The organism is Isachenkonia alkalipeptolytica (assembly GCF_009910325.1).
Classification (GTDB): domain Bacteria; phylum Bacillota; class Clostridia; order Peptostreptococcales; family T1SED10-28; genus Isachenkonia; species Isachenkonia alkalipeptolytica.
On record NZ_SUMG01000008.1, the window covers coordinates 80,431 to 102,489 of the forward strand.

Sequence of the window (22,059 nt, forward strand, 5' to 3'; positions counted from 1 at the left end):
GCAAGTAGGTGGTTAAGTACTAGGAAATTTATAGTCGGTTTTTACATCAAATTTTGTACCGATGTCGCCTGAGAAGCGACCTTTTTGTAATAAGCATGAGATATAATCTTCTTAAGGTAAGAAAAATCAAAATCTTAAGGAGGTTATCAAATGGCTACGAAAGAAATGGAAGTAAAAGAGGTAAAGGAACTTCAACAGGAAAAGGTTAGCATTGAGAGGACAGTAAGCATTCTAGAAAATCTAGCAAAGGGATTGGATCCCGGTACACAAAAGGCAGTGAAAAAAGATCATATTCTCCATGATCCGGAGGTTATCCGTAGCTTTTACTTTGCTAAGCAAGTACTGGAAAATGTCAAGAAAGGAACATATAATAATCGAAAGTTAACGGAGTTCATTATTACCCCGGCGCAAAAATCAAAAATACGTTTGCCGGAACGTAAAATTGGAGTGAATGAATTTTCCAGAATTATCAATGAACATATTGATCTTCATATCAGCAAAAAACTCACAGGGGTGGAGCTTAACCGACAGCTTAAAAAACTGGGGGTTCTATCGGAAGAAGTATTAGAGGGAGGAAAAAAACGAACCGTAACAAACAAAGATTCCCTGGGTATAGGTTTCGAGACTGAAAAGCGGGATAAAAATGGGAATGAATATGACATGGTGGTAATTAACACAAAAGGAAAAGCTTATCTTTTGGAGAATTTGGAAAAGATTATGAAAGCATAGAATGAATAGTGATTTACAATTATTAAATGGAGAGTCTGCATACCCTATAGCAGACTCTCATTTAAGTTTTTATATCGTCAAACCGGGTAGCGTAAGCTTAAATAGTGTGATTTGAAGAAAAAAACTAAAAAAAACCTTTTAAATGAGGAGAAAATATTATATAATATAGCACAATAACCAATAGAGTAACAGAATAAGGGGGGATAGTCATAGAACTTACTAAGAGACAGAAAAAAATCATTGAAATAGTAAAAAATAATGAGCCTATTTCAAGTGAAAAAATCGCTGAAAAACTAGGAGTCATCCGAGCAACCTTAAGACCGGACCTTTCGATTTTAACCATGTCGGGTATTCTGGATGCCAGGCCAAAGGTGGGGTATTTTTATTCCGGTAAATCGGATATCAATGTTTTTTCACAGGAAGCAGAGAAGTACCTGGTAGAAGATGTTATGAAAATGCCTGTAGTAGTTACGGAGGATTCTACCATTTACGATGCCATCGTAACCCTTTTTCTAGAAGACACGGGCACAATATATGTAGTAGCGAATAACTATTTAAGTGGAGTAGTATCTCGAAAAGACTTTCTAAAAACCCTAATGGGCGGCGGAGATATGAATAAAATGCCAGTGGGCATGATTATGACCCGTATGCCTAATTTGGCAACGGTGACAAAGAATGAGACGATCATTGAAGCGGCCAATCGAATCGTAGAAAATGAAGTGGATAGTTTGCCCGTTGTAGAAGTGATGGAAGAAAACGGGAAGGAACGTCTGAAAGTTATCGGCAAAGTATCCAAAAGCAATATCACAGAACTGTTTGTGAACTTATGCAAAAAATAGGAGGGGTTTATTTGACAGACAAACCAATGGTATTATATATCGTTTCGGATTCTGTAGGCGAAACAGCGGAACAAGTAGCGAAAGCTGTAATTGGACAATTTGATACAAGAAATTACGAGCTCCGAAGGTTTCCATTTACCACGGAAAAAGCCCAATTACAAGAAGTGATAAGTGAAGCAAAAAATGAAAATGCCATTATTGTATTTACCATGGTCATCAATGGACTAAGGGAATTCTTAGTAGAAGAAGCGGAAAAAGCGAATGTTCGAACCCTGGATATTATGACCCCGTTACTGAACTTAATCAGCAAAGAATTGAATATGAAACCCAAAAAAGAACCGGGAACCATTCGACGGCTTGATGAGAAATACTTTAAAAAGATCGAAGCCATTGAATTTGCGGTAAAGTATGATGACGGAAAGGATCCTAGGGGAATAAATAAAGCAGACATTGTTTTGGTTGGAATTTCCAGGACTTCGAAAACTCCTTTAAGTATGTACTTGGCTCATCGAAATATCAAAGCGGCCAATGTCCCCTTAGTACCGGAAGTAGCACCTCCGAAGGAGCTATTTAATGCACCGTCAGAAAAAATCATCGGTCTTACCACAAATCCTAGGAAACTTATAGAAATAAGGCAGGAGAGACTTAAAGCTCTTGGGCTGAAGGATGGAGCGAATTATGCTTCCATGGAACGAATTCTTGAAGAATTGGACTATGCGGATAAAGTTATGAGGAAATTAAACTGTCCTGTAATTGACGTCTCCACTAGGGCAGTTGAGGAAAGTGCCAGTATTATATTGGAGATTTTTAAAGAAAAAGGGTATAAAGTAGGAAGCACAAAATAATTTGGAGGTGTCTAATATGGAAAAGTGGGTTTATTCGTTTATCGAAGGAAATAGGGAAATGAAAGCATTATTAGGTGGAAAAGGTGCGAACCTGGCAGAAATGAAAAGCATTGGACTTCCGGTGCCTTCAGGATTCACCATTACGACTAAGGCCTGTAATGAATACTTAGCCAAAGGTTCAGAGCTTTGGGAAGGACTAAAGAGTGAAATTTTTCGACATCTTCATGATTTGGAAGAGCGTGCGGGAAAAAAATTCGGTGATGAGCTAAATCCGCTGTTGGTTTCCGTACGATCCGGATCGGCAATATCAATGCCCGGAATGATGGATACGATCCTAAACCTTGGTCTTAACGATCAGTCGGTAATCGGACTGGCAAAGGAAACGGGGAATGACTGGTTTGCTTATGATTCCTATCGACGTTTTATTCAAATGTACGCTGATGTGGTGTTGAAAATTGATAAATATAAGTTCGACATTATTTTTGATCGGGTTAAAAATGAAAATGGGGTAGATGAAGATACGAAGCTTTCTACGGAAAACCTGATGCAAATTGTAAAGGAATATAAGAATCTGGTTTTAAAAGAAAACCGCTCACCTTTTCCTGAAGAGCCAAAAGACCAACTGTTGATCGCTGTAGAAGCGGTTTTTAACTCTTGGATGAATCCCCGGGCGGAAATCTATCGAAAAATAAACAATATTCCTGATGATATGGGTACCGCAGTAAACATCCAGGAAATGGTTTTTGGGAATATGGGAAATACTAGTGGAACCGGTGTAGCCTTTACTAGGAATCCCTCTACCGGGGAGAAAAAACTTTACGGAGAGTATTTGTTGAATGCTCAGGGAGAGGACGTTGTTGCCGGTACAAGAACACCGAAGGATATTATCGAACTGAAGGACAAAATGCCCCGTGTTTTTGAGGAGTTTGTAAATGTTTGTGATCAACTGGAAGAGCATTATAAAGATATGCAGGACATCGAGTTTACAATCGAAAAAGAAAAGCTTTTCATATTACAAACCCGTACCGGAAAACGCACAGCGGCTTCAGCAGTGAAAATTGCTGTGGATTTAGTAGATGAAGGGAAGATCACAGAACAAGAAGCGGTTATGAAAGTTGAACCGGATCAAATTGAGCAGTTACTGCATCCGACTTTTGATCCTGAAATGCTCGAGCAGGCTGAACAGATTACCCAAGGGCTTCCGGCCTCCTCCGGAGCGGCTTCCGGACAGGTGTATTTTACCTCGGAAGGGGCTACGGAAGCGAAGGAACGGGGGGAAGATGTAATTCTGGTAAGAACCGAAACTTCTCCCGAGGATATTGAAGGGATGGTAGCTTGCAAGGGAATTTTAACCGCCCGAGGAGGGATGACATCCCACGCAGCGGTAGTTGCCAGAGGCATGGGCAAATGTTGCATTGCAGGAGCCAGTGATATTCGAGTGAACGAAAAAGAAGGTTATTTTATAGCCGGGGAACAACGGTTTAAAAAGGGGGATTTTATTTCCCTTGATGGAAATAAAGGAAACGTCTATAAAGGGAAAATCCAGACGGAAAAGCCGGAACTTTCCGGAGATTTTTCGAAGTTTATGTCCTGGGTTGATCAATTTAGAGTCTTAAAGGTACGGACCAATGCAGATACACCTAAGGACACGAAACAAGCCATAGATTTTGGTGCTGAGGGAATTGGTCTTTGTCGTACCGAGCATATGTTCTTTGAAGAGGGAAGAATATCCGTGGTTCGAAACATGATACTTTCCAGAGAAGTAGAAGATCGAATAAGAGCCTTGGATAAGCTATTGCCAATGCAACGATCGGATTTCAAAGAGATTTTTGAAGCCATGGGTTCAAGACCGGTAACTATAAGGTTGCTGGATCCTCCACTACACGAATTTTTACCCGAAGAAAAAGAGGATATTAAAAAACTGGCGAAGGAAATGGATATTTCCGTAGCTCACCTACATTCTGTTATCGAAGATTTAGGAGAAGTGAATCCAATGCTTGGTCATCGTGGTTGCCGTTTAGCTGTTACCTATCCTGAAATATATAAAATGCAGGTCCGAGCAATCATGGAGGCCGTGGTTGAACTGAAAAATGAACAGAATCTAGAGGTAATACCGGAGATCATGGTACCCCTTGTAGGAGAGTTAAAAGAGCTTCAATATGTTAAACAACTGATTATTGCCACGATAAACGAAGTGTTGATGGAAAGCCAAACCACCGCTAAATACCTCATCGGTACCATGATTGAAGTTCCAAGAGCGGCAGTTACCGCCGATAAAATTGCTGAAGAAGCAGAATTTTTCTCCTTCGGAACCAATGACTTGACCCAAATGGCCTTCGGTTTTTCTAGAGATGATGCCGGACGTTTCATAAAGGAATACCAAGAGAAAAAGATTTTAGAAAAAGATCCTTTCCAACAAATCGATCGTCCGGGGGTAGGTAAATTAATGGAAATTGCCGTGGATCTTGGTAAGAAAACCCGTGAGGATTTAAAGCTGGGAATTTGCGGAGAGCATGGGGGAGAAGCAAGTTCTGTAGAATTTTGCCATTTGCTAAAACTAGACTATGTTTCCTGTTCCCCTTATAGAGTGCCTGTAGCAAGACTTGCGGCGGCTCAAGCGGCCCTTCGATTTCCAAAGCATAAGTAGGGTGTAAATTCTAATAAACACTTAAAAAATGAACTGAGGAATAAAAAAAATATAAAGCTGTGTAAAATTTAAAAGTCAGGACCTCTAAAAATAAATGGAGACAAATACTCCATTTATTTTTATTTGTCTATAGAATGGGTATATATAAGGCATCATAGTTTGTGTAAAGGAGTGACTCCTATGGAGTATAATATACGCCAGGAAAGCGAAGCTGTTGAAAAAAAAATACTTTCTCCCTATGCTATGCATAGTATTGACAGCAAAGGGAGAAAAAAATACGTAGAACCCTGTGAAATCCGAACCATTTTTCAAAGAGACCGGGATCGGATTATTCACTCGAAATCCTTTCGAAAGCTTAAGGAAAAGACCCAGGTTTTTATTGTTAAGGACGACTTTTTCAGGACCAGGTTAACCCATGTTCTAGAGGTTAGTCAAATTGCAAGAACCGTAGCAAGGGCCCTGCGACTCAATGAGGACTTAGTTGAAGCCATCAGTCTGGGGCATGATCTAGGACATACTTGTTTTGGTCATAGTGGTGAGGACACGTTAAAGGAAATTACCGGACATTTTAAGCATAACGAGCAGAGTCTTCGAGTGGTTGATAAACTTGAGAAACAGCGAAGAGGACTTAATTTAAGCTTTGAAGTTCGTGACGGAATATTAAATCATACCGGGCGTGAATATTGCAAAACCCTAGAAGGAAATGTGGTGAAAATTGTGGATCGGATCACATATCTATGCCATGACATACAGGATAGCTTAAGCGTTGGTGTTTTAAGAGAGTCGGAAATTCCAAAAGATCTGCTGGCTTATTTAGGGCACACCCATAGCGAGCGGGTAAATACCTTAACAAAAGATCTGATAATAGAGACAAGAAAGATATTGGAAAATCCGAATGTAGGCATTGAAGAAAAAATAAAAACCCATCAAAGCGAAGAAGCAAAAGAAATGATGGCAAAACTTCGTAGTTTTATGTTTACAAGAGTTTATAGAGGCGACTTTTGTAGTAGGGAACGAAAAAAAGCCCATTATATTATAGAATTTTTATTCTCTTATTTTTTAAATCATCCTGAAGAATTACCGGAAAAATACCGTTTTATTGCTGAAGAGGAAGGTTTAGAACGAGGGATTACAGATTTTATTGCCGGTTGTACTGATGGATATATCATAAAATTATTTAAAGACAAGTTTATCCCTACACCAAGATAATATTCTGAATATATTTTTTTTAGGAATTAAGAAGGATTTAAAAGAAGGATGTCGAATTAATTTATAAGTGAGAGATATTTCATCTTTGATTTTTATTGATTTTTTTGATGAAATATGGTTATAATATAAGGCTCGTGGGTGAAAGTTTCCCATGAAAATGATAACTCAAAAAAATAAGGTGATCCTATGGGAAAAATAAGTGAAAATAAAGTTGAAGAAATTAAGGAAGCCCATGACATTGTCGACATTATTGGAAATTATATTGAGGTAAAGTCTTCAGGTTCATCCTATAAAGCTTTGTGTCCCTTTCATAACGAAAAAACTCCTTCTTTTATGATTAATAAAGAAAAGCAGATATATAAGTGCTTTGGATGTGGAGAAGGCGGTGATGTTTTACAATTTGTTATGAAAATGGAAAATTTGGATTTCATTGATAGCCTGAAAATGCTGGGAGAAAAAGCAAATATTAATGTGGAGCTGGAAGATGATATTTCCGATCACGAAAGGCAGGAAACAAAATTACTTTACGATATTAATCGGAAAGCGGGGTTATTTTATTATCGAAAATTGACATCTTCCCAGAATAAGGGATTGCAATATTTGAAAAACAGAGGAGTAGGTTCAAATGAGATCAAAGCCTTTGGACTTGGACTAGCAGAGGATCGATGGAACAGCTTGCTTGAATATTTAACAAAGGATAACTACTCTGAAGAAACAATTGAGAAAACCGGTCTTATTTTAAAAAATAAGAAAGGGGATCGATATTACGACCGTTTTCGGAATAGGATCATCTTTCCTATTTTTAATACCCGTGGGATGGTCATTGGCTTCGGAGGAAGGGTCTTGGATCAAAGTTTACCGAAATACTTAAATTCTCCGGAAACTAAAATTTTTAACAAACGAAAAACTTTGTATGGGCTGAATTTGGCAAAAAAGAATATCGTAAGCCAACAACTTATTTTAGTGGAAGGCTATATGGACGTGATTGCTTTATATGGTAACGGTGTTAAAAATGCAGTAGCTACCTTAGGGACATCCTTAACCAAAGAACACGGACAGCTGTTAAAAAAGTACGCGAAGGAAGTTGTCCTGGCATTTGATGGAGATGAAGCCGGAGTCAAAGCGACTTTGCGAAGCATTCAAATCCTAGAAAATGAAGGGCTGAAAATAAGGATACTCTCCTTGGGGAAAAAAGAAGATCCCGATGATTTTATTCGACGTCAGGGGAAAGATACTTTCTATAGACGCATAAAAGAATCTCCAAATCACATTGAGTATCAAATCCAAAAAATCAGAGATAATTATTCTTTGGAGAGCACAGAAGGCAAAGTCGATTTTTCCAAAGAAGCAATAAAGCTTTTGCAGCAAGTGAAAAGTCCGATTGAACAGGAAGCTTATGCTGAAGAAGTAGCGAAGGAACTGAACCTTTCCAAAGAATCTTTGTTAAAAGAGATTCGAGAAAAAAATCAAAAATACACCAACAAGCCCTCTAAAGATCAGGGGACTTCCCTTGGGTCAAAAGATAGATCTAGGACAAACTATTTGCATACTATGCCTGACATTGAACAGGATGGACACATAAAATTGGAAAAACTCATTATCAAGTTTATGATGGATAATGAGGATCGAATTCCTTTTATCAAAGAACATGTAGACATTGAGGACTTTTCTATTGAAAAACATCAAAAAATAGTAGGTTATTTATTTTATGAAAATCAGCGCAGTACAAGAGATCATGAACTGCAGGAACATAAGGAATTACTCGATGAAATTTCTTCTCTGGATCGTCAAGAGGGAGAAATCCAGAAGATCCTGGAAGATTATTTATATAATCTTAAAAAATATAAGTTGATCTATCGGAAAAAGTCGCTGGAAAAAAAACAACAGGAACTTATAGAAAGTCCCAACTTTGAGAAGGAAGAGGTAGATAGAATATTGCTGAAAATAGGAATGGAAATCATGGAAATTAACAAAGAACTTCAAAATCATCAATCAAAAGAAGGGAGGGGCCAGGATGAGTAATGGTAAAAAAAATACCCCGAAAGAACCGATTGAAATAGAAAAAACTTTGGAATTAGAGCAGGAAGCCATCAAGAATTTATTAGAAAAAGGGAAAAAAGTAGGGGTGATTACCTACAAAGAAATCATGGATTCTCTGGAAAAAGTAGATTTGGATAAAGAACAAATGGATGAAGTTTATGACAACCTCGCCACTATGGGCGTAGAAATCGTTGGAGAAAAAGAAGCGGAAGATCTAAAAAAGGTGGAAATTGATCCTGAAGTAGTGGTAAAAGAAAGTATGGAGCCCGACGCAAATCTTCTTAAAGGGGTAAACATTGATGATCCCGTCCGAATGTATTTAAAAGAAATTGGAAAGGTTTCTTTGTTGACTGGACCGGAAGAAATTGATTTAGCAAAAAGAATGGAAAAAGGCGATGAGCTAGCGAAGAAAAAACTTGTTGAAGCAAACCTGCGTTTGGTTGTCAGTATTGCCAAAAGATATGTTGGGCGAGGAATGCTCTTTTTGGACTTGATTCAGGAAGGGAACCTAGGTCTTATCAAGGCTGTGGAAAAATTTGATTACACTAAAGGTTATAAATTCAGCACCTATGCAACTTGGTGGATTCGCCAAGCGATTACTCGAGCTATAGCAGACCAAGCTCGTACCATTCGTATCCCTGTGCATATGGTGGAAACCATAAATAAGTTGATTCGGGTTTCGAGACAACTCCTTCAAGACCTTGGGCGGGAACCTCATCCCGAAGAAATAGCAAAAGAAATGGATATTACCGAGGAAAAAGTCCGAGAAATCCTAAAAATTGCTCAAGAACCGGTATCTTTAGAAACCCCTATAGGGGAAGAGGAAGATAGCCATTTAGGCGATTTTATACCTGATGAAGATATTCCTGCACCCGCAGAAGCAGCAGCTTTTGCCCTGCTGAAAGAGCAGCTAATTGAAGTGCTGGATACTTTAACCCTGCGGGAACAAAAAGTGCTTCGCTTGCGATTTGGACTTGATGATGGACGAGCAAGAACCTTAGAGGAAGTGGGTAAAGAGTTTCAGGTAACAAGGGAGCGAATTCGACAAATTGAAGCAAAGGCCCTTCGAAAGCTTCGGCATCCGAGTCGAAGTAAAAAGCTTAAAGACTATTTAGAATAAGCATATAAACAAATCAAACTAAGCCAATAGCTTCTTAATCGAATCTATTGGTTTCCTATTAGATAAAATAGAGAAAACTTCATTTTTAAAAAAATCATTCATAATTTGGGAGGAGTGTAAATGGATCTAACTCCGCGACTTCTAAAAATTGCAGAAGAGATTCGGTCTGAAGAAAAGGTGGGGGATATTGGTACGGACCATGGCTATCTGCCCATATATTTAGTCGAAAATCGCATTGCAAAAGAAGTTATTGCAACAGATATCAATCAGGAGCCATTAAAAGCCGCATATAAGAATATAAAAAGTCATGGTATGGAAAAGCAGATTAAAACTAAGTTAGGAGCGGGGACACTACCCTTAGAGACGGAAAATTTAGATGTTGTGATAATCGCCGGTATGGGTGGGAAACTCATAATCGAGATTTTAAAAGAAAGCAGATCCCTAAAAAAGTCAGTGGATCGTATAATTTTACAACCTATGCAACAACAAAAAGAATTGCGTATGTATTTGTTTAAGCAAGGATTTGACATCAAAAAGGATCTATTAGTACAGGAAGACCGGAGAATTTATGAAGTCCTTGTAGTATCTTTAAAAACTTACTCAAACAGTGGGGGAAAATCAAATCGGGAGAATTCTGTCTTGGGAGAAAAAACGGCTCAAATAGCTAAAAACCATCCTACTGGTTTTCAAATTTATAATGAATTACGATGGGAGTTAGGATTTTTTCTTTTTGAGAACCCTAAGAACCTTGTTTTGAAGTTTTTAGACCAAAAGATTAACCAAATGGAGAAAATTATCCGTGAAACCCAAGGGGCTAAAAGTCAAGCAGCGAATTTAGTGAATCAAAGGGCGATGAAAAAATTGGAAAATCTTAAGGAGGTAAAAGGATGTCTCTAAAAGTAAAAGATATTATAAAGCACATGGAATCCATCGCACCAAAGTCCTATGCAATGGCATGGGACCGAGTAGGGCTGCAGATCGGTTCACCAGAAAAAGAGGTTCAGCGGATTATGGTTACGCTTGAAATAAATCTGGAAGTTCTTCAAGAAGCCTCGGAGAGGGGAGTGGATCTCATCATTTCTCATCATCCTTTAATTTTTAAAGCATTAGATGAGATTGACTTCGAAAGCAGAAAAGGAGCTATGATTCAAAGGATTATTCAAGAGGATATTCATATTTATGTCAGTCATACAAATATGGATATTGCTCCGGAAGGACTCAATGAATATATTGGTGAAAAAATTGGATTAAAGAACATGGATGTAATCAGTCCTTTGGAAATAAAGCCATACTGTAAATTTATCGTCTACGTTCCCGAAACTCATAGGGAGATAGTAATTGAGGCTATAGACAAAGGTGGCGGTGGGCATATCGGAAACTATAGTCATTGCACCTTTGGAACTGCAGGCATCGGAACTTTTAAGCCTGGGGAGGGCTCCAACCCTTTTCTTGGGAAGAAAGATGAGTTGGAGAGGACAGAAGAGAACAAACTAGAAACTATTGTAGAGCGAAAAAATATTGGAAAACTGTTAAAAGAAGTGGAAAAGGTCCATCCTTATGAAGAAGTGGCTTATGATCTTTATCCTTTGGAAATTCCTTTAGGGAAAGTTGGATTGGGAAGAATCGGAAGGCTTAAACAGGCTACAAGTGTTGAGAGTTTTATAGAATACTTGAAAAAGGTTTTAAAATTAAAAGAAGTGCGTTATGTAGGGGATTTACATCGTGAAATCTCTACGGTTGCGATTTTAAACGGGTCCGGTGGAGATTTTATACAACAGGCAAATAAAGCAGGAGCAGATTGTTTTATTACCGGAGATCTAAAATACCATGAAGCCCAGGACGCTATGGACGAAGAAATATCGATATTAGACATTGGGCATTATGAAAGTGAAATAATTTTCCGAGAGTTCATAAAAAATCAACTAAAAAATCGGTTTAAAGAAGAAGTGGAAATCTATATAGCTGAGGATCTTAAGAACCCCTTCAAAGTCCTTTGATTAGGTGTTGAACTTTGACTTTCGCGACATTTTGTGGTAGTATTATCTAATGAAATATATGTAGAGCGAGTAAATCAAATGGTCGCGTTAACCGCAGAGTTAACGAGGAAAGTCCGAGCTCTACAGGGCAGGGTGCTGGGTAACTCCCAGTGGAGGTGACTCTAAGGACAGTGCAACAGAAAGATACCGCCTTCTATGAAGGTAAGGTTGGAATGGTGAGGTAAGAGCTCACCAGAGGCTAGGTGACTAGTCTGCTATGTAAACCCCACCTAGAGCAAGACCAAGTAGGGACTAGAAATGCGGCTGCCCGTCGTGTCCCGTGGTAGGTTGCTTGAACTTGCTGGCAACAGCAAGTCTAGATAGATGACCATTTAATACAGAACTCGGCTTACAGATTTGCTCGCTCTTTGAGAGTAAAAAGGAAACACCCTAGTAAAGGGTGTTTCTTTTTTTGATTTTTGAATAACTTCTAATTCCGGTTCTTAAAGTCACTTTAATGGGGTATTTATAAAATAGAATGCCTGTTATTTCTGTTTTGGAATAGAAAGGGGGGATTGAATTGAAATCTTTTCAAAAGATGAGACATCCATGGCCTCTATTGATATTATGTTTTGTTATGATTGCGAGTATGTTAACTGTTGGATACGGGCAAGAAGACAATAAGAGAGCTACTGTATATAGTATCGAGGTAGAAGGAATGGTTACAGCAGGTACAACATCCCATATACAGAGAGGAATTGAGATGGCGGAGGAGGAAGGTGCCGAGGCCTTACTGATCCTGCTTAACACCCCGGGAGGTCTTGTTAATGCAACCTTAGATATTGTTTCTGATATGATCAATGCCGATGTACCCATTATTACCTATGTTTATCCCGATGGGGGAATTGCAGCCTCTGCAGGAACATTTATCTTATTAGGAGGCCATAAGGCGGTCATGGCACCGGGCACTACCATCGGCGCAGCAATGCCAGTGACCATGAGTCCGGAAGGGGAAGGCGAACCGGCGGATGACAAAACTGTACAGTTCTTGGCCGGTCATATTCGAAGCATTGCAGAATCCAGAAATCGCCCTGCGGATGTAGCAGAACGTTTCGTAACAGAAAATCTGACTTTAAGCGGAAGGGAGGCAATTGAATTAGAGATCATTGATGATATAGCCGAGGATATTCCGGCTTTGTTAGAGGATATAGACGGTCTTGAGTTTGTGCTAAAGACAAGAACAGTAACACTAAACACAGATAATGCAGAAATCCAAAATATTGAGAAGAACACAAGGGATACCATTACCCATTTGATAAGCAATCCCCAGATTGCCTTTATACTCTTTCTATTAGGTGTGTACGGGCTGGTAATCGGATTCAACGCGCCGGAGACCTTTTTCCCTGAAGTCCTGGGGGCCATTGCCCTTGTATTAGCTCTCTACGGGTTAGGACTTTTTGAAGTGAACGTCTTTGCTGCAATAATGATTTTGTTAGGCGTAGGATTAATCATCGCGGAAGCTTACACACCAACTTATGGTGTGCTCGGAACTGGAGGAGTGATCAGTATGATTTTCGGGATAGTATATTTACCTGTAGAACCCCTAGCTTCAGAACGTTGGTTAGCAGAGTTTCGAACCATTGCCATCGGTGTTGCGATCATTGCTTCGGTTCTTTTGATTGTTATTGTAGCCGCTCTTTACCGTTTGAAAAAATCTAAAGTGATCCATGGGGATGACGAATTTGCTGATATTATAGGTATTGTTAATGACACCATTGACCCTGAAGGGCTGATAAAAGTACAGGGAGAGATATGGCGAGCAAAATCCAAGGATGCTGTTACAATTCAGGAAGGGGAAAAGGTTCGGATTTTAAATAGAGAAGGTATGGTGTGTATTGTTGAAAAAGAACAGGGAAAGCATGATGAAAGGGAAAGGAAAGACAAATAACGGAGAAAGGATGATTAAATATGACGGAGATTATTGAAAATGTAGAAGGTGCCGTTCCATTTATTGTTTTAATAGTAATTCTCTTTCTTTTGCTGAAGATGGCAATCAAAATTTTTCCTGAATATGAAAGAGGAGTTTTGTTTCGTCTTGGACGTTTAGTGACAGTAAAAGGCCCGGGGTTAGTTTTTATCATCCCGTTTATTGACAAAATTGAGCGAATTTCTTTAAGGATCGTAGTAGACAATGTACCGCCTCAGGAAGTTATTACCCGGGATAATGTAACCTGTAAGGTGAATGCTGTGCTTTACTACCGAGTTACAGCGCCGGATAAAGCCGTCGTAAATGTGGAAAAATTTTATGATGCTACCAGTCAATTTGCCCAAACAACTATGCGAAGTGTTGTGGGACAAGCGGATCTCGATGAACTGCTTTCCGAGAGGGAAAAGATCAATAAAAAAATTCAAGAGATCGTAGACGAAGCTACAGACCCTTGGGGGATTAAAGCCACTGCAGTAGAACTTAGAGATGTGATTATACCGGAAACTATGCAACGGGCCATTGCCCGTCAAGCAGAAGCGGAGCGTAATCGAAGAGCGGTAGTCATTCAAGCGGAAGGTGAAAAACAGGCCGCGGTAAAAATTTCTGAGGCAGCAGAGATCCTTAGTCATCAAGAAGGGTCCTTAACCTTAAGGACCCTGCGTACCATTTCGGACATGTCCAATTCAGAAAGCACCACCATTTTATTCCCGGTTCCTATGGAAATGCGACGTCTGCTTCCGAACCTTGATAAAATAATGGAAGAGTCTATGGATTATCGGGAAAAAAATAAAGCCGATCAAGATATTGAACAAAAAAAAGAAAAGATAAAAAAAGACATTGAAGAACAGAAAATAGAAGATATTGAAGAAATGGAAAAAGCAAAAAAAATGGTGGAAAAGCAGAAAAAAGAACCCGGCGAAAATGAAAATAAAGCAGGGCCGAAGAAAGGCCCGAAAGAAAATGCGGATGATGAGAAAAACAATTGATAGAGTTTATCCTTCATCAGGAAACCAAATAGCTATTTCTCTTTGGGCGGATTCTATGGAATCCGCCCCATGAATTAAGTTTCGGGTAGTATCCTTTGCATAATCACCTCGAATTGTTCCGGGAATCGCTTTTCCCGGATTTTTATCTCCAATCATCAAACGCATTACTTTTATAATGTTTTCCCCTTCAACTACTATGGCCATAACCGGTCCTTCCAAAATAAAGGAAACTAAGGACTGAAAGTAGGGGCGATCTTTATGTTCTGCGTAGTGGGCTTCCACAGTATTTCGATCCGGTTGTTTTAATTCGGCTTTTATAAGTCGATAGCCCTTCTTTTCGATTCGTGTAAGGATGTCTCCCACCAGACCTCTTTGTACTCCGTCGCTTTTTATCATGACAAAAGTTCTTTCCATAGGTATCGCCTCCAATGTATTCTATTGTAATTATACAAATTATCGAAAGGTTCTGCAACTGAAAAATCATAGGAAGCTACAAAGTTTAGCTTGTATTTTAATAATCGGTCATTAAAGAGTAAATCTATGGGTATAATATAGGACAAAGAATAATACTACAAAGAATAATACTACAAAATGGAGGGCTGCATATGTTAAAAGATGTTGCAAATATTGTAAGAGGCTTATCAGCGGATGCTGTGGAAAGAGCCAACTCCGGTCATCCCGGTTTACCCCTGGGTTGTGCTGAAATCGGAGCGGTGCTCTTTGGAGAGTATCTAAACTATTTCCCGGAGGAACCGGATTGGATCAACCGGGATCGATTAATTCTATCCGCGGGGCATGGATCTATGCTGTTGTATTCTTTTTTACATCTTACCGGTTATGACGTGTCATTAAATGATTTAAAAGAATTTCGCCAGGTGGATTCAAAAACTCCGGGGCACCCTGAATATGGAGACACCCCCGGAGTGGAAGCGACCACGGGTCCATTAGGACAAGGGTTTTCAAATGCTGTGGGTATGGCTTTGTCGGAAAAAATTCTAGCAGAAAAATTCAATCGTGACTCTTTAAATATTATTGATCATTATACCTACACCATTCTGGGAGATGGGTGCATGATGGAGGGAGTTACTTCGGAAGCTGCATCCCTTGCAGGACATTTGGGGCTGGAAAAACTGATCGCAATTTATGATGATAATAAAATATCCATTGGCGGTGGTACAGAAATTGCATTTACCGAGTCGGTAGCTGACCGTTTTAAAGCATACAACTGGCAGGTGATTGAAGATATTGATGGACATGATGTAGGTCAGATTCGCCGGGCCATAAAGGAAGGGAAAGCAAATCAAGAACAGCCGACACTGATCGTTGCAAGAACCCATATTGGTTATGGAGCCCCTACCAAACAGGATACTGCTGATGTTCATGGTGCACCTCTGGGCAAAGAGGATCTGATAGGGATGAAAAAGTTCTTAGGTCTTCCGGTAGAAGAGGAATTCTACATTTCTCCAGAGGTTACGGATTATTTTGAAGAGTTAAAATTGACCAAAAAAATGAAGTATGAAGAATGGAAAGAGCTCTATAATACTTGGTCTCTGAAATATCCCAGTTTAAAAAATGAACTGAATCAATTTTTAAGCGGAAACACGCCGGAAGAAGCTTTGGAATTACTAGAAAACTATCCTTTGGATTCAAATGGTAAAGTTGCCACTAGAAAATCTTCCGGGGAGGTACTGAATCGTCTTTCTGAGGTTATGCCGAATCTTATTGGTGGTTCCGCTGATCTATCCCCATCGACAAAAACCTATTTGAATAACTATGGTGAAATACAAAAGCAACAATTTAATGGAAGGAACATTCGCTTTGGTGTACGGGAACATGCTATGGCGGGTGTGGCTAACGGTATTTCATTATACGGAGGACTTAGACCTTTTGTTTCAACTTTTTTAGTCTTTTCCGACTATATGAGGCCGTCGATTCGTATGGCTGCGATTATGAAACAACCGGTGATTTTTATTTTCACTCATGATTCAATTTATGTCGGAGAGGATGGACCAACCCATGAACCAGTGGAACATCTGGAATCTTTACGTCTTATTCCGAACTTGAAAGTGCTAAGGCCCGGAGATACGGAAGAAGTTGTAAAAACATGGATTGAAGCCTTGGAAAACCAGGAGGGCCCCACGGCGCTTATTCTAAGTAGACAGGGCGTACCTTTAATCGAAGATAAAAAAGATATTGATAAATTTACGAAAGGGGGCTATGTTGTAGCGGAGGACCTTGAAGAAAAAGTAACACTAATGGCAACAGGAAGTGAAGTATCCTTAGCCATGGAAGTCCGTAGAGCATTAAAAGAAAAAGGCATCTCTTCCAGGTTGGTTTCGGTTCCTGATCGTAAAACCTTTGAAGAGCAACCGGAAAAATACAGAGAAGAGGTTCTTGGAGACCCTAGTAGGCTTAGGGTTCTGATAGAAGCCGGAGTCAAAAGTGGTTGGTATCGCTTCTTAGGAGAAAAGGATCTTATGATTACAATGGAAACCTATGGAGCTAGTGGTCCCGGATCGGAAGTGGGAAAAAAATTCGGTTTTGAAGCAGAGGTCATCATGAAAAGCATACTTGAAAAACTAGGGGGGATTAAGAATGGAATTTAAAAAAGTCCTGCTTTGTACAGATTTCTCTGTAGAGTCTGAAAAATTGGTTCAAACATTATATGAATTAAAAGACTTAGGACTGGAAGAGGTAATTGTTTTCAATGTGGTTGAAATTGATTCTGCAGGAAGTAACGCCCCTAGTTTTCAGAAGCAGAAAAAAGAAGCGCTAAAAGCGGATCAACGGCAGTTGGAAAAGGAGGGATTGAAGGTTAAGATCGACATTAAAATAGGAACTCCTGCGAAAGATATTGTGAAAAAAGGGGAGGAAGAGAATGTTGATTTAATCTTGATAGGCTCCCACGGGAAAGGATTTATTAAACGGATTCTTTTGGGAAGCACAACCTTTGATGTGATTCGACTCAGCAAAATACCGGTTCTTGTAGAAAAATATAAGGGGGTAGAAAAAGACCAGAACCGGACCCTCATTCAAAACAAGTTTGATAAAGTGTTGCTTCCGATCGACTATTCTTCTCATGCAATGGGTGTGTTAGAAAAAGTAAAAGGAATGAAAAAAATCAGGGAAATCCTTTTGGTCTCGGCTATTGAGTATAGTCAAACTGAAGAAGAGCTAACCGAGGCAAGAGACAAACTTGAAAGACATTTAGGGAAAATTCGAATGGATTTGTTCAACGCAGGATTTGCCTCGAATTATATTATTAAAGAGGGAACGGCATCGAATAACATTCTGGAAGTAGCGGAAAATGAAGCGGTGAATCTGGTAATTCTCTCTAAAAGAGGGGAAGGAAGAATTAAAGAGCTACTAATTGGAAGCACCGCAACAACGGTAATAACCAATTCAAAGGCGCCGGTGCTTATTTTCCCGTCACAGGAGGTTTAAAACACAAAACCATAATAATGACGGAAAAAGTAAAAAACCCCGAAAATTAGACTGGATAACTAATTTTCGGGGTTTTTTTACTCCATTAATTCGATTGCATTTATTAGTCTTGGAAGCACCTGTTTTTTTCTTGAAACCACTCCGGGGATAAACCCCCCCTGTTTTTTTGGAATGTTGAAAGCGGTTGATATAATATTTGTTTTTTTTGATGCATAGAGAATATAAGAGCCTTCTTTAAGGATATCAGTGATTAAAAGCAGGGTGATGTCATGATTTTCTTTTTTATGAGTTTGATTAATGAAAGCTAAAAACTCTTCTTTTTGCCGGAAGACTTCTTCAATGTCTAAAGTGAAAACTTGACTGATACCTGCTTTATAAAAGTTCAAATTGAACTCCTTATAATCCTTATAAAATATTTCATCGATGCTTTGTCCTTCTAAGGATGTTCCGGCTTTAAACATTTTCATAGCATAGTTTTCCAAATCATAGTTAAGAATTTCATTTAATGATTTAACGGCTGCTTGATCAGCTGGAGTGGTAGTGGGAGACCTAAAGGATAAAGTATCGGACAAAATCCCGGAAAGTAAGATTCCGGAAATGGAAACAGGTATCTTTACCTGGTTTTCCCGGAACATAGAGTAAACTATGGTAGCTGTACTTCCTACGGGATTATTCCTGAAGGATATTGGCATGGCGGTGGAAATATCACCTAATTTATGATGATCGATTATTTCCAGAATTTCAGATTCTTCAAGACCCTCAGCGCTTTGGGCGTATTCATTGTGATCCACTAGGATGGCTTTTTTTCTTTTTGGATTAAGGATATGCTTCCGTCCCACAAAGCCTAAGAATTTCTTATCCTGATTGACTACGGGATAGTTTCTATAATGACTTTGGCTCATGGTTTCCTTTACATCATCCAAATAGTCTCTATTACTGAATCGGGTGATATTAGTGGAACGCATAATTTTAGAGATGTAATTGCATTGGTCAATGACTCTTGTGGTATACAAAGAATCATAGGGAACGGATATCATGGCAATATTCTGCTCTTGAGCTCGAATAAGAAATTTTTCAGGTATTTCCCGGTTTCCAGTTACAACAATTAATTGTACATTGGATTCAATAGCGTATTCTATAATGTCGTAGCGGTCCCCGACAATGATTATATCTTCAGGACCTAAGAGACCTCGGATGGTTTTATGGTAATCATCTATTACCGACACATTCCCTCTGAAGTACCATAAGCCCTTCGAAAGCAAATTCCCATCTAGGTCGGAAATAAGATTGTCCATAGAGGTTTCCAGTTTTCGGAAGTCTCCGGTAATAAGGCTGACAGCAATATCCTTGATACTAACGATCCCTAGTAACTCTCCTAGCTGATTTACAATAGCCAATGTGGCAATTTTTTCTTTGTCCATAAGATTATAGGCGGAGAGAATTGAAGTGCTTTCTTTGATACCTTCAGTAATATGGAAATCCAGATCTTTAACCTGAACCTTAACGTTATCAATTTGTTGAGGGATTTCTAATTGGAAATAATCAAGAACAAAGGCGGTTTCTTTGTTTATAGGATCTAATATACAGGGCATCGTTTCGTATCCTAGTTGTGTTTTTAAATAAGATAAGGATATGGCCGATACTACAGAGTCTGTATCGGGGTTTTTATGACCAAAAATTAAAGTTGACATAACACTGCTCCTTTATAAATAAATTAGTAGCTAACAATTTGCCTTATAATATTGAACCATAGAAAACAGCATATCATTTTAGAAAAATTCTTTAGGGTTCATCAAAAGAAGTACCCCTATAATATATAGAAAAAACATCCAAGTCAATAGAGCTATAGACAAAAATTACACAAAAAAACAAAGAAATCCGTGGCCTGTCTACAAACTGGGAATGAAGTTTGTTATAATATAATGAAGAATCATAAGAGGAGGGGATACATTGAAAGATTATCAAACAATAAAATACACTGAAATTGATCAAAAGATCGGGAAAATTATGATTTCCAGGCCCAAAGCTCTTAATGCTCTTAATCACAAACTTTTATATGAATTACAGCAGATTTTTTCAGAATTGGAAAATGAAAAACTAAGAGCTTTAATTATTACAGGGGAAGGGAAGGCTTTTATAGCCGGAGCCGATGTTCAGGAGATGCGCGGTATGACTCCCCAACAGGCCAGGGATTTTGCTTTAACAGGGCAGTCTCTTTTTAAAAAGATTGAACAATTTCCCTGTCCTGTTATTGCGGCAATTAATGGTTATGCCTTGGGGGGAGGAATGGAATTAGCCCTTAGTTGTGATATCCGCATAGCCGATGAAAATGCCAAATTTGGACAACCAGAAGTAGGTCTCGGGATCACCCCTGGATTTTCCGGAACCCACCGATTAGCAAAACATGTTGGGATATCCCAGGCGAAGGAATTGATTTTTACTGCAGAGATTATCAATTGTGAAAAAGCTTATGAAATCGGTTTGGTTAGCCGGCTTACCTCTGAAGGAATGGTTGTGGAAGAAGCTACAAAGGTGGCAAAGAAAATTAGTAATAATAGTAAAACAGCGGTAGCATACAGCAAAATATCTATTGAGAAATCCCACATGCAAAATTTAGACACAGCGAATTTAATTGAACGGGACTTGTTCGGTCTTTGTTTTGCTGAAGAGGATCAAAAAGAAGGTATGGATGCTTTTTTAAATAAAAGGAAACCAAACTTTAAGTGATTCCATCCAAACCAATAAATACCAGTGAAAGAAGATTCATTTACTAAAGGAATAAGGTGTGTTAGGGTTCTTTTATAAAAACTAAAAAGAGGAGGGTTTATATGAAAAAGATAGGCATTTTAGGTGCAGGAACCATGGGAACAGGAATTGCTCAGACTTTTGGGGTGAAGGGTTTCGATGTCGTAGTTCGAGATCTCTCGGAGAAAAATTTACAAAAGGCAAGGAAATCTATTGAAAAAAGTTTAGGGAAGTTGATTGCCAAAGAAAAAATGGAAGAAGTTGAACTGGAAGAAACCATGAATCGCATTGATTTTACTATTGAAGTTGAAAAAATCAAGGATTGTGATATGGTTATTGAAGCAGTTACAGAAAATATGGCGGTAAAGAAAAAGATTTTTCAGGAGCTTGACGAAGTATGTAAAGAGGATACCATTTTAGCAACGAATACTTCTTCTTTATCGATTACGGAAATAGCCACAGCAACTTCCCGGCCTGATAAGGTTTTGGGGATGCACTTCTTCAATCCTGTACCAATGATGAAGCTTGTAGAAATTATCAAAGGAATTACCACAGATGCAAAAGTAAAAGATCAAGTGGTGGAACTAACGGTAAACATCGGGAAAACTCCTGTGGAAGTCGAGGAAGCCCCGGGTTTTGTTGTAAATCGAATACTTGTACCGATGATTAATGAAGCCATCGGTGTATTAGGGGACGGAGTAGCAAAGGCTGAGGATATTGACCAAGCTATGAAACTCGGGGCAAATCATCCCATTGGTCCCCTTGCTCTAGGAGATTTGATTGGCTTAGACGTTACCCTAGCCATAATGGAAGTCTTGTATGAAGAGTTCGCAGATTCCAAATACAGACCTCATCCTTTACTGCGAAAAATGGTTCGGGCACAAAAACTAGGAAGAAAAACCGGCGAAGGCTTTTACTCTTACGCATAGAAAGGACTGTACTTATGGAAAAAGACATTCAAGAAATTATGTTTAGTGAAGAGGAAATACAAAAGAAAGTCGAGGAACTAGGGAAATCCATTGAAAAGCATTATAAAAATAGGGAAAAGGATTTAGTGGTGATCGGAATTTTAAAAGGAGCTAATGTGTTTTTAGGGGATTTAGTTCGGAAAATGAATATCCCTCTTTACATCGACTTCATGGCGGTTTCCAGTTATGGACAATCCACAGAGAGTTCCGGTGTTGTTAAAATTGTCAAGGACTTGGATATGGAAGTAGAAAACAAAGATGTTTTAATTGTTGAAGATATCATCGATACAGGATTAACCCTACATTATCTTACTGAAAATTTGGGAACTAGAAAAGCCAACAGTATAAAAATCGTTACTCTTTTAAACAAAGAGTATCGAAGAAAAGTAGAAATCCCTGTGGATTTCGTGGGGTTTGAAATTCCCGATGAGTTTATTGTAGGCTATGGAATTGATTACGCAGAGAAATATCGAAACCTTCCCTATATTGCAACACTTAAAAGAGAAGTTTACCAGTAAAAAAGG

At 38.9% G+C, this 22,059-nt stretch carries 18 protein-coding genes and 1 other RNA gene; 17 read left to right on the forward strand and 2 right to left on the reverse strand.

Features of this window, described 5'->3' with window-relative positions:
• The first annotated feature begins 150 nt into the window (after nt 1-150).
• The 12 genes from ISALK_RS08280 to ISALK_RS08335 all read left to right on the forward strand — a co-directional run bounded on the left by ISALK_RS08280 (nt 151) and on the right by ISALK_RS08335 (nt 14,378).
• Nucleotides 151-729: a hypothetical protein gene (locus ISALK_RS08280; protein ID WP_160721144.1), complete on the forward strand. Its 579-nt coding sequence runs from the start codon at nt 151-153 to the stop codon at nt 727-729.
• 209 nt (nt 730-938) lie between these two features.
• On the forward strand, nt 939-1,568 hold the full coding sequence (gene ccpN, locus ISALK_RS08285; RefSeq protein WP_503466087.1) for a transcriptional regulator CcpN: 630 nt from the start codon (nt 939-941) through the stop codon (nt 1,566-1,568).
• An 11-nt stretch (nt 1,569-1,579) separates the two neighbouring features.
• On the forward strand, nt 1,580-2,413 hold the full coding sequence (locus tag ISALK_RS08290; protein ID WP_236660330.1) for a pyruvate, water dikinase regulatory protein: 834 nt from the start codon (nt 1,580-1,582) through the stop codon (nt 2,411-2,413).
• A gap of 16 nt (nt 2,414-2,429) precedes the next feature.
• On the forward strand, nt 2,430-5,060 hold the full coding sequence (gene ppdK / locus ISALK_RS08295; protein WP_160721148.1) for a pyruvate, phosphate dikinase: 2,631 nt from the start codon (nt 2,430-2,432) through the stop codon (nt 5,058-5,060).
• A 180-nt stretch (nt 5,061-5,240) separates the two neighbouring features.
• Nucleotides 5,241-6,269, forward strand: coding sequence for a deoxyguanosinetriphosphate triphosphohydrolase (locus ISALK_RS08300; RefSeq protein ID WP_160721150.1), 1,029 nt, complete (start codon nt 5,241-5,243; stop codon nt 6,267-6,269).
• Nucleotides 6,270-6,455: 186 nt separating this feature from the next.
• On the forward strand, nt 6,456-8,291 hold the full coding sequence (gene dnaG, locus ISALK_RS08305) for a DNA primase (RefSeq protein ID WP_160721152.1): 1,836 nt from the start codon (nt 6,456-6,458) through the stop codon (nt 8,289-8,291).
• Nucleotides 8,284-9,429 carry an RNA polymerase sigma factor RpoD gene (gene rpoD, locus ISALK_RS08310; protein ID WP_160721154.1) on the forward strand — a complete coding sequence of 382 codons (1,146 nt, stop codon included), beginning with the start codon at nt 8,284-8,286 and terminating at the stop codon, nt 9,427-9,429. Before dnaG ends, rpoD begins: the two co-directional genes overlap by 8 nt.
• 120 nt (nt 9,430-9,549) lie before the next feature.
• Nucleotides 9,550-10,326 carry a tRNA (adenine(22)-N(1))-methyltransferase gene (locus tag ISALK_RS08315; protein ID WP_160721156.1) on the forward strand — a complete coding sequence of 259 codons (777 nt, stop codon included), beginning with the start codon at nt 9,550-9,552 and terminating at the stop codon, nt 10,324-10,326.
• A complete protein-coding gene (locus tag ISALK_RS08320; RefSeq protein WP_160721158.1) occupies nt 10,317-11,426 on the forward strand; it encodes a Nif3-like dinuclear metal center hexameric protein in 1,110 nt (369 codons plus the stop codon). Before ISALK_RS08315 ends, ISALK_RS08320 begins: the two co-directional genes overlap by 10 nt.
• Nucleotides 11,427-11,492: 66 nt before the next feature.
• Nucleotides 11,493-11,833, forward strand: an RNA gene (rnpB, locus tag ISALK_RS08325) — RNase P RNA component class A.
• 221 nt (nt 11,834-12,054) lie between these two features.
• Nucleotides 12,055-13,353, forward strand: a complete 1,299-nt coding sequence (locus ISALK_RS08330) for an NfeD family protein (RefSeq protein WP_306770724.1) — start codon at nt 12,055-12,057, stop codon at nt 13,351-13,353.
• Nucleotides 13,354-13,373: 20 nt separating this feature from the next.
• Entirely contained in the window at nt 13,374-14,378 is a 1,005-nt protein-coding gene (locus ISALK_RS08335; RefSeq protein WP_160721162.1) for a slipin family protein, read from the forward strand.
• A 6-nt stretch (nt 14,379-14,384) separates the two neighbouring features.
• Here the strand turns inward: ISALK_RS08335 and ndk are convergent, their stop codons facing one another.
• Nucleotides 14,385-14,792, reverse strand: coding sequence for a nucleoside-diphosphate kinase (gene ndk / locus ISALK_RS08340; RefSeq protein WP_160721164.1), 408 nt, complete (start codon nt 14,790-14,792; stop codon nt 14,385-14,387).
• Nucleotides 14,793-14,983: 191 nt separating this feature from the next.
• On the opposite strand from ndk, the gene tkt reads away from it, so the two are divergent.
• A complete protein-coding gene (tkt, locus tag ISALK_RS08345) occupies nt 14,984-16,984 on the forward strand; it encodes a transketolase (protein WP_160721166.1) in 2,001 nt (666 codons plus the stop codon).
• Nucleotides 16,974-17,822: a universal stress protein gene (locus ISALK_RS08350; RefSeq protein ID WP_160721168.1), complete on the forward strand. Its 849-nt coding sequence runs from the start codon at nt 16,974-16,976 to the stop codon at nt 17,820-17,822. The genes tkt and ISALK_RS08350 overlap by 11 nt, the downstream gene beginning before the upstream one ends.
• 77 nt (nt 17,823-17,899) lie before the next feature.
• On the opposite strand, the gene ISALK_RS08355 is transcribed toward ISALK_RS08350, so the two are convergent.
• Nucleotides 17,900-19,513: a putative manganese-dependent inorganic diphosphatase gene (locus ISALK_RS08355; RefSeq protein WP_160721170.1), complete on the reverse strand. Its 1,614-nt coding sequence runs from the start codon at nt 19,511-19,513 to the stop codon at nt 17,900-17,902.
• Between the two features lie 259 nt (nt 19,514-19,772).
• Between ISALK_RS08355 and ISALK_RS08360 the strand changes: the two genes are divergently transcribed.
• The 3 genes from ISALK_RS08360 to hpt all read left to right on the forward strand — a co-directional run bounded on the left by ISALK_RS08360 (nt 19,773) and on the right by hpt (nt 22,053).
• On the forward strand, nt 19,773-20,549 hold the full coding sequence (locus ISALK_RS08360) for an enoyl-CoA hydratase-related protein (RefSeq protein ID WP_306770722.1): 777 nt from the start codon (nt 19,773-19,775) through the stop codon (nt 20,547-20,549).
• Between the two features lie 101 nt (nt 20,550-20,650).
• Nucleotides 20,651-21,496 carry a 3-hydroxybutyryl-CoA dehydrogenase gene (locus tag ISALK_RS08365; RefSeq protein ID WP_160721172.1) on the forward strand — a complete coding sequence of 282 codons (846 nt, stop codon included), beginning with the start codon at nt 20,651-20,653 and terminating at the stop codon, nt 21,494-21,496.
• A 14-nt stretch (nt 21,497-21,510) separates the two neighbouring features.
• Nucleotides 21,511-22,053 carry a hypoxanthine phosphoribosyltransferase gene (gene hpt / locus ISALK_RS08370; RefSeq protein WP_160721174.1) on the forward strand — a complete coding sequence of 181 codons (543 nt, stop codon included), beginning with the start codon at nt 21,511-21,513 and terminating at the stop codon, nt 22,051-22,053.
• The last annotated feature ends 6 nt before the right edge of the window (nt 22,054-22,059 follow it).

Bases quoted from the DNA above. Each gene is read 5' to 3' on its own strand.
- ndk (WP_160721164.1), bottom strand. From the start codon at position 14,792: ATGGAAAGAACTTTTGTCATGATAAAAAGCGACGGAGTACAAAGAGGT.
- ISALK_RS08330 (WP_306770724.1), top strand. From the start codon at position 12,055: ATGTTAACTGTTGGATACGGGCAAGAAGACAATAAGAGAGCTACTGTA.
- ISALK_RS08355 (WP_160721170.1), bottom strand. From the start codon at position 19,513: ATGTCAACTTTAATTTTTGGTCATAAAAACCCCGATACAGACTCTGTA.
- ISALK_RS08335 (WP_160721162.1), top strand. From the start codon at position 13,374: ATGACGGAGATTATTGAAAATGTAGAAGGTGCCGTTCCATTTATTGTT.
- ppdK (WP_160721148.1), top strand. From the start codon at position 2,430: ATGGAAAAGTGGGTTTATTCGTTTATCGAAGGAAATAGGGAAATGAAA.
- ISALK_RS08365 (WP_160721172.1), top strand. From the start codon at position 20,651: ATGAAAAAGATAGGCATTTTAGGTGCAGGAACCATGGGAACAGGAATT.
- ISALK_RS08320 (WP_160721158.1), top strand. From the start codon at position 10,317: ATGTCTCTAAAAGTAAAAGATATTATAAAGCACATGGAATCCATCGCA.
- ISALK_RS08280 (WP_160721144.1), top strand. From the start codon at position 151: ATGGCTACGAAAGAAATGGAAGTAAAAGAGGTAAAGGAACTTCAACAG.
- tkt (WP_160721166.1), top strand. From the start codon at position 14,984: ATGTTAAAAGATGTTGCAAATATTGTAAGAGGCTTATCAGCGGATGCT.
- ISALK_RS08350 (WP_160721168.1), top strand. From the start codon at position 16,974: ATGGAATTTAAAAAAGTCCTGCTTTGTACAGATTTCTCTGTAGAGTCT.
- hpt (WP_160721174.1), top strand. From the start codon at position 21,511: ATGGAAAAAGACATTCAAGAAATTATGTTTAGTGAAGAGGAAATACAA.
- dnaG (WP_160721152.1), top strand. From the start codon at position 6,456: ATGGGAAAAATAAGTGAAAATAAAGTTGAAGAAATTAAGGAAGCCCAT.
- rpoD (WP_160721154.1), top strand. From the start codon at position 8,284: ATGAGTAATGGTAAAAAAAATACCCCGAAAGAACCGATTGAAATAGAA.
- ISALK_RS08315 (WP_160721156.1), top strand. From the start codon at position 9,550: ATGGATCTAACTCCGCGACTTCTAAAAATTGCAGAAGAGATTCGGTCT.
- ISALK_RS08300 (WP_160721150.1), top strand. From the start codon at position 5,241: ATGGAGTATAATATACGCCAGGAAAGCGAAGCTGTTGAAAAAAAAATA.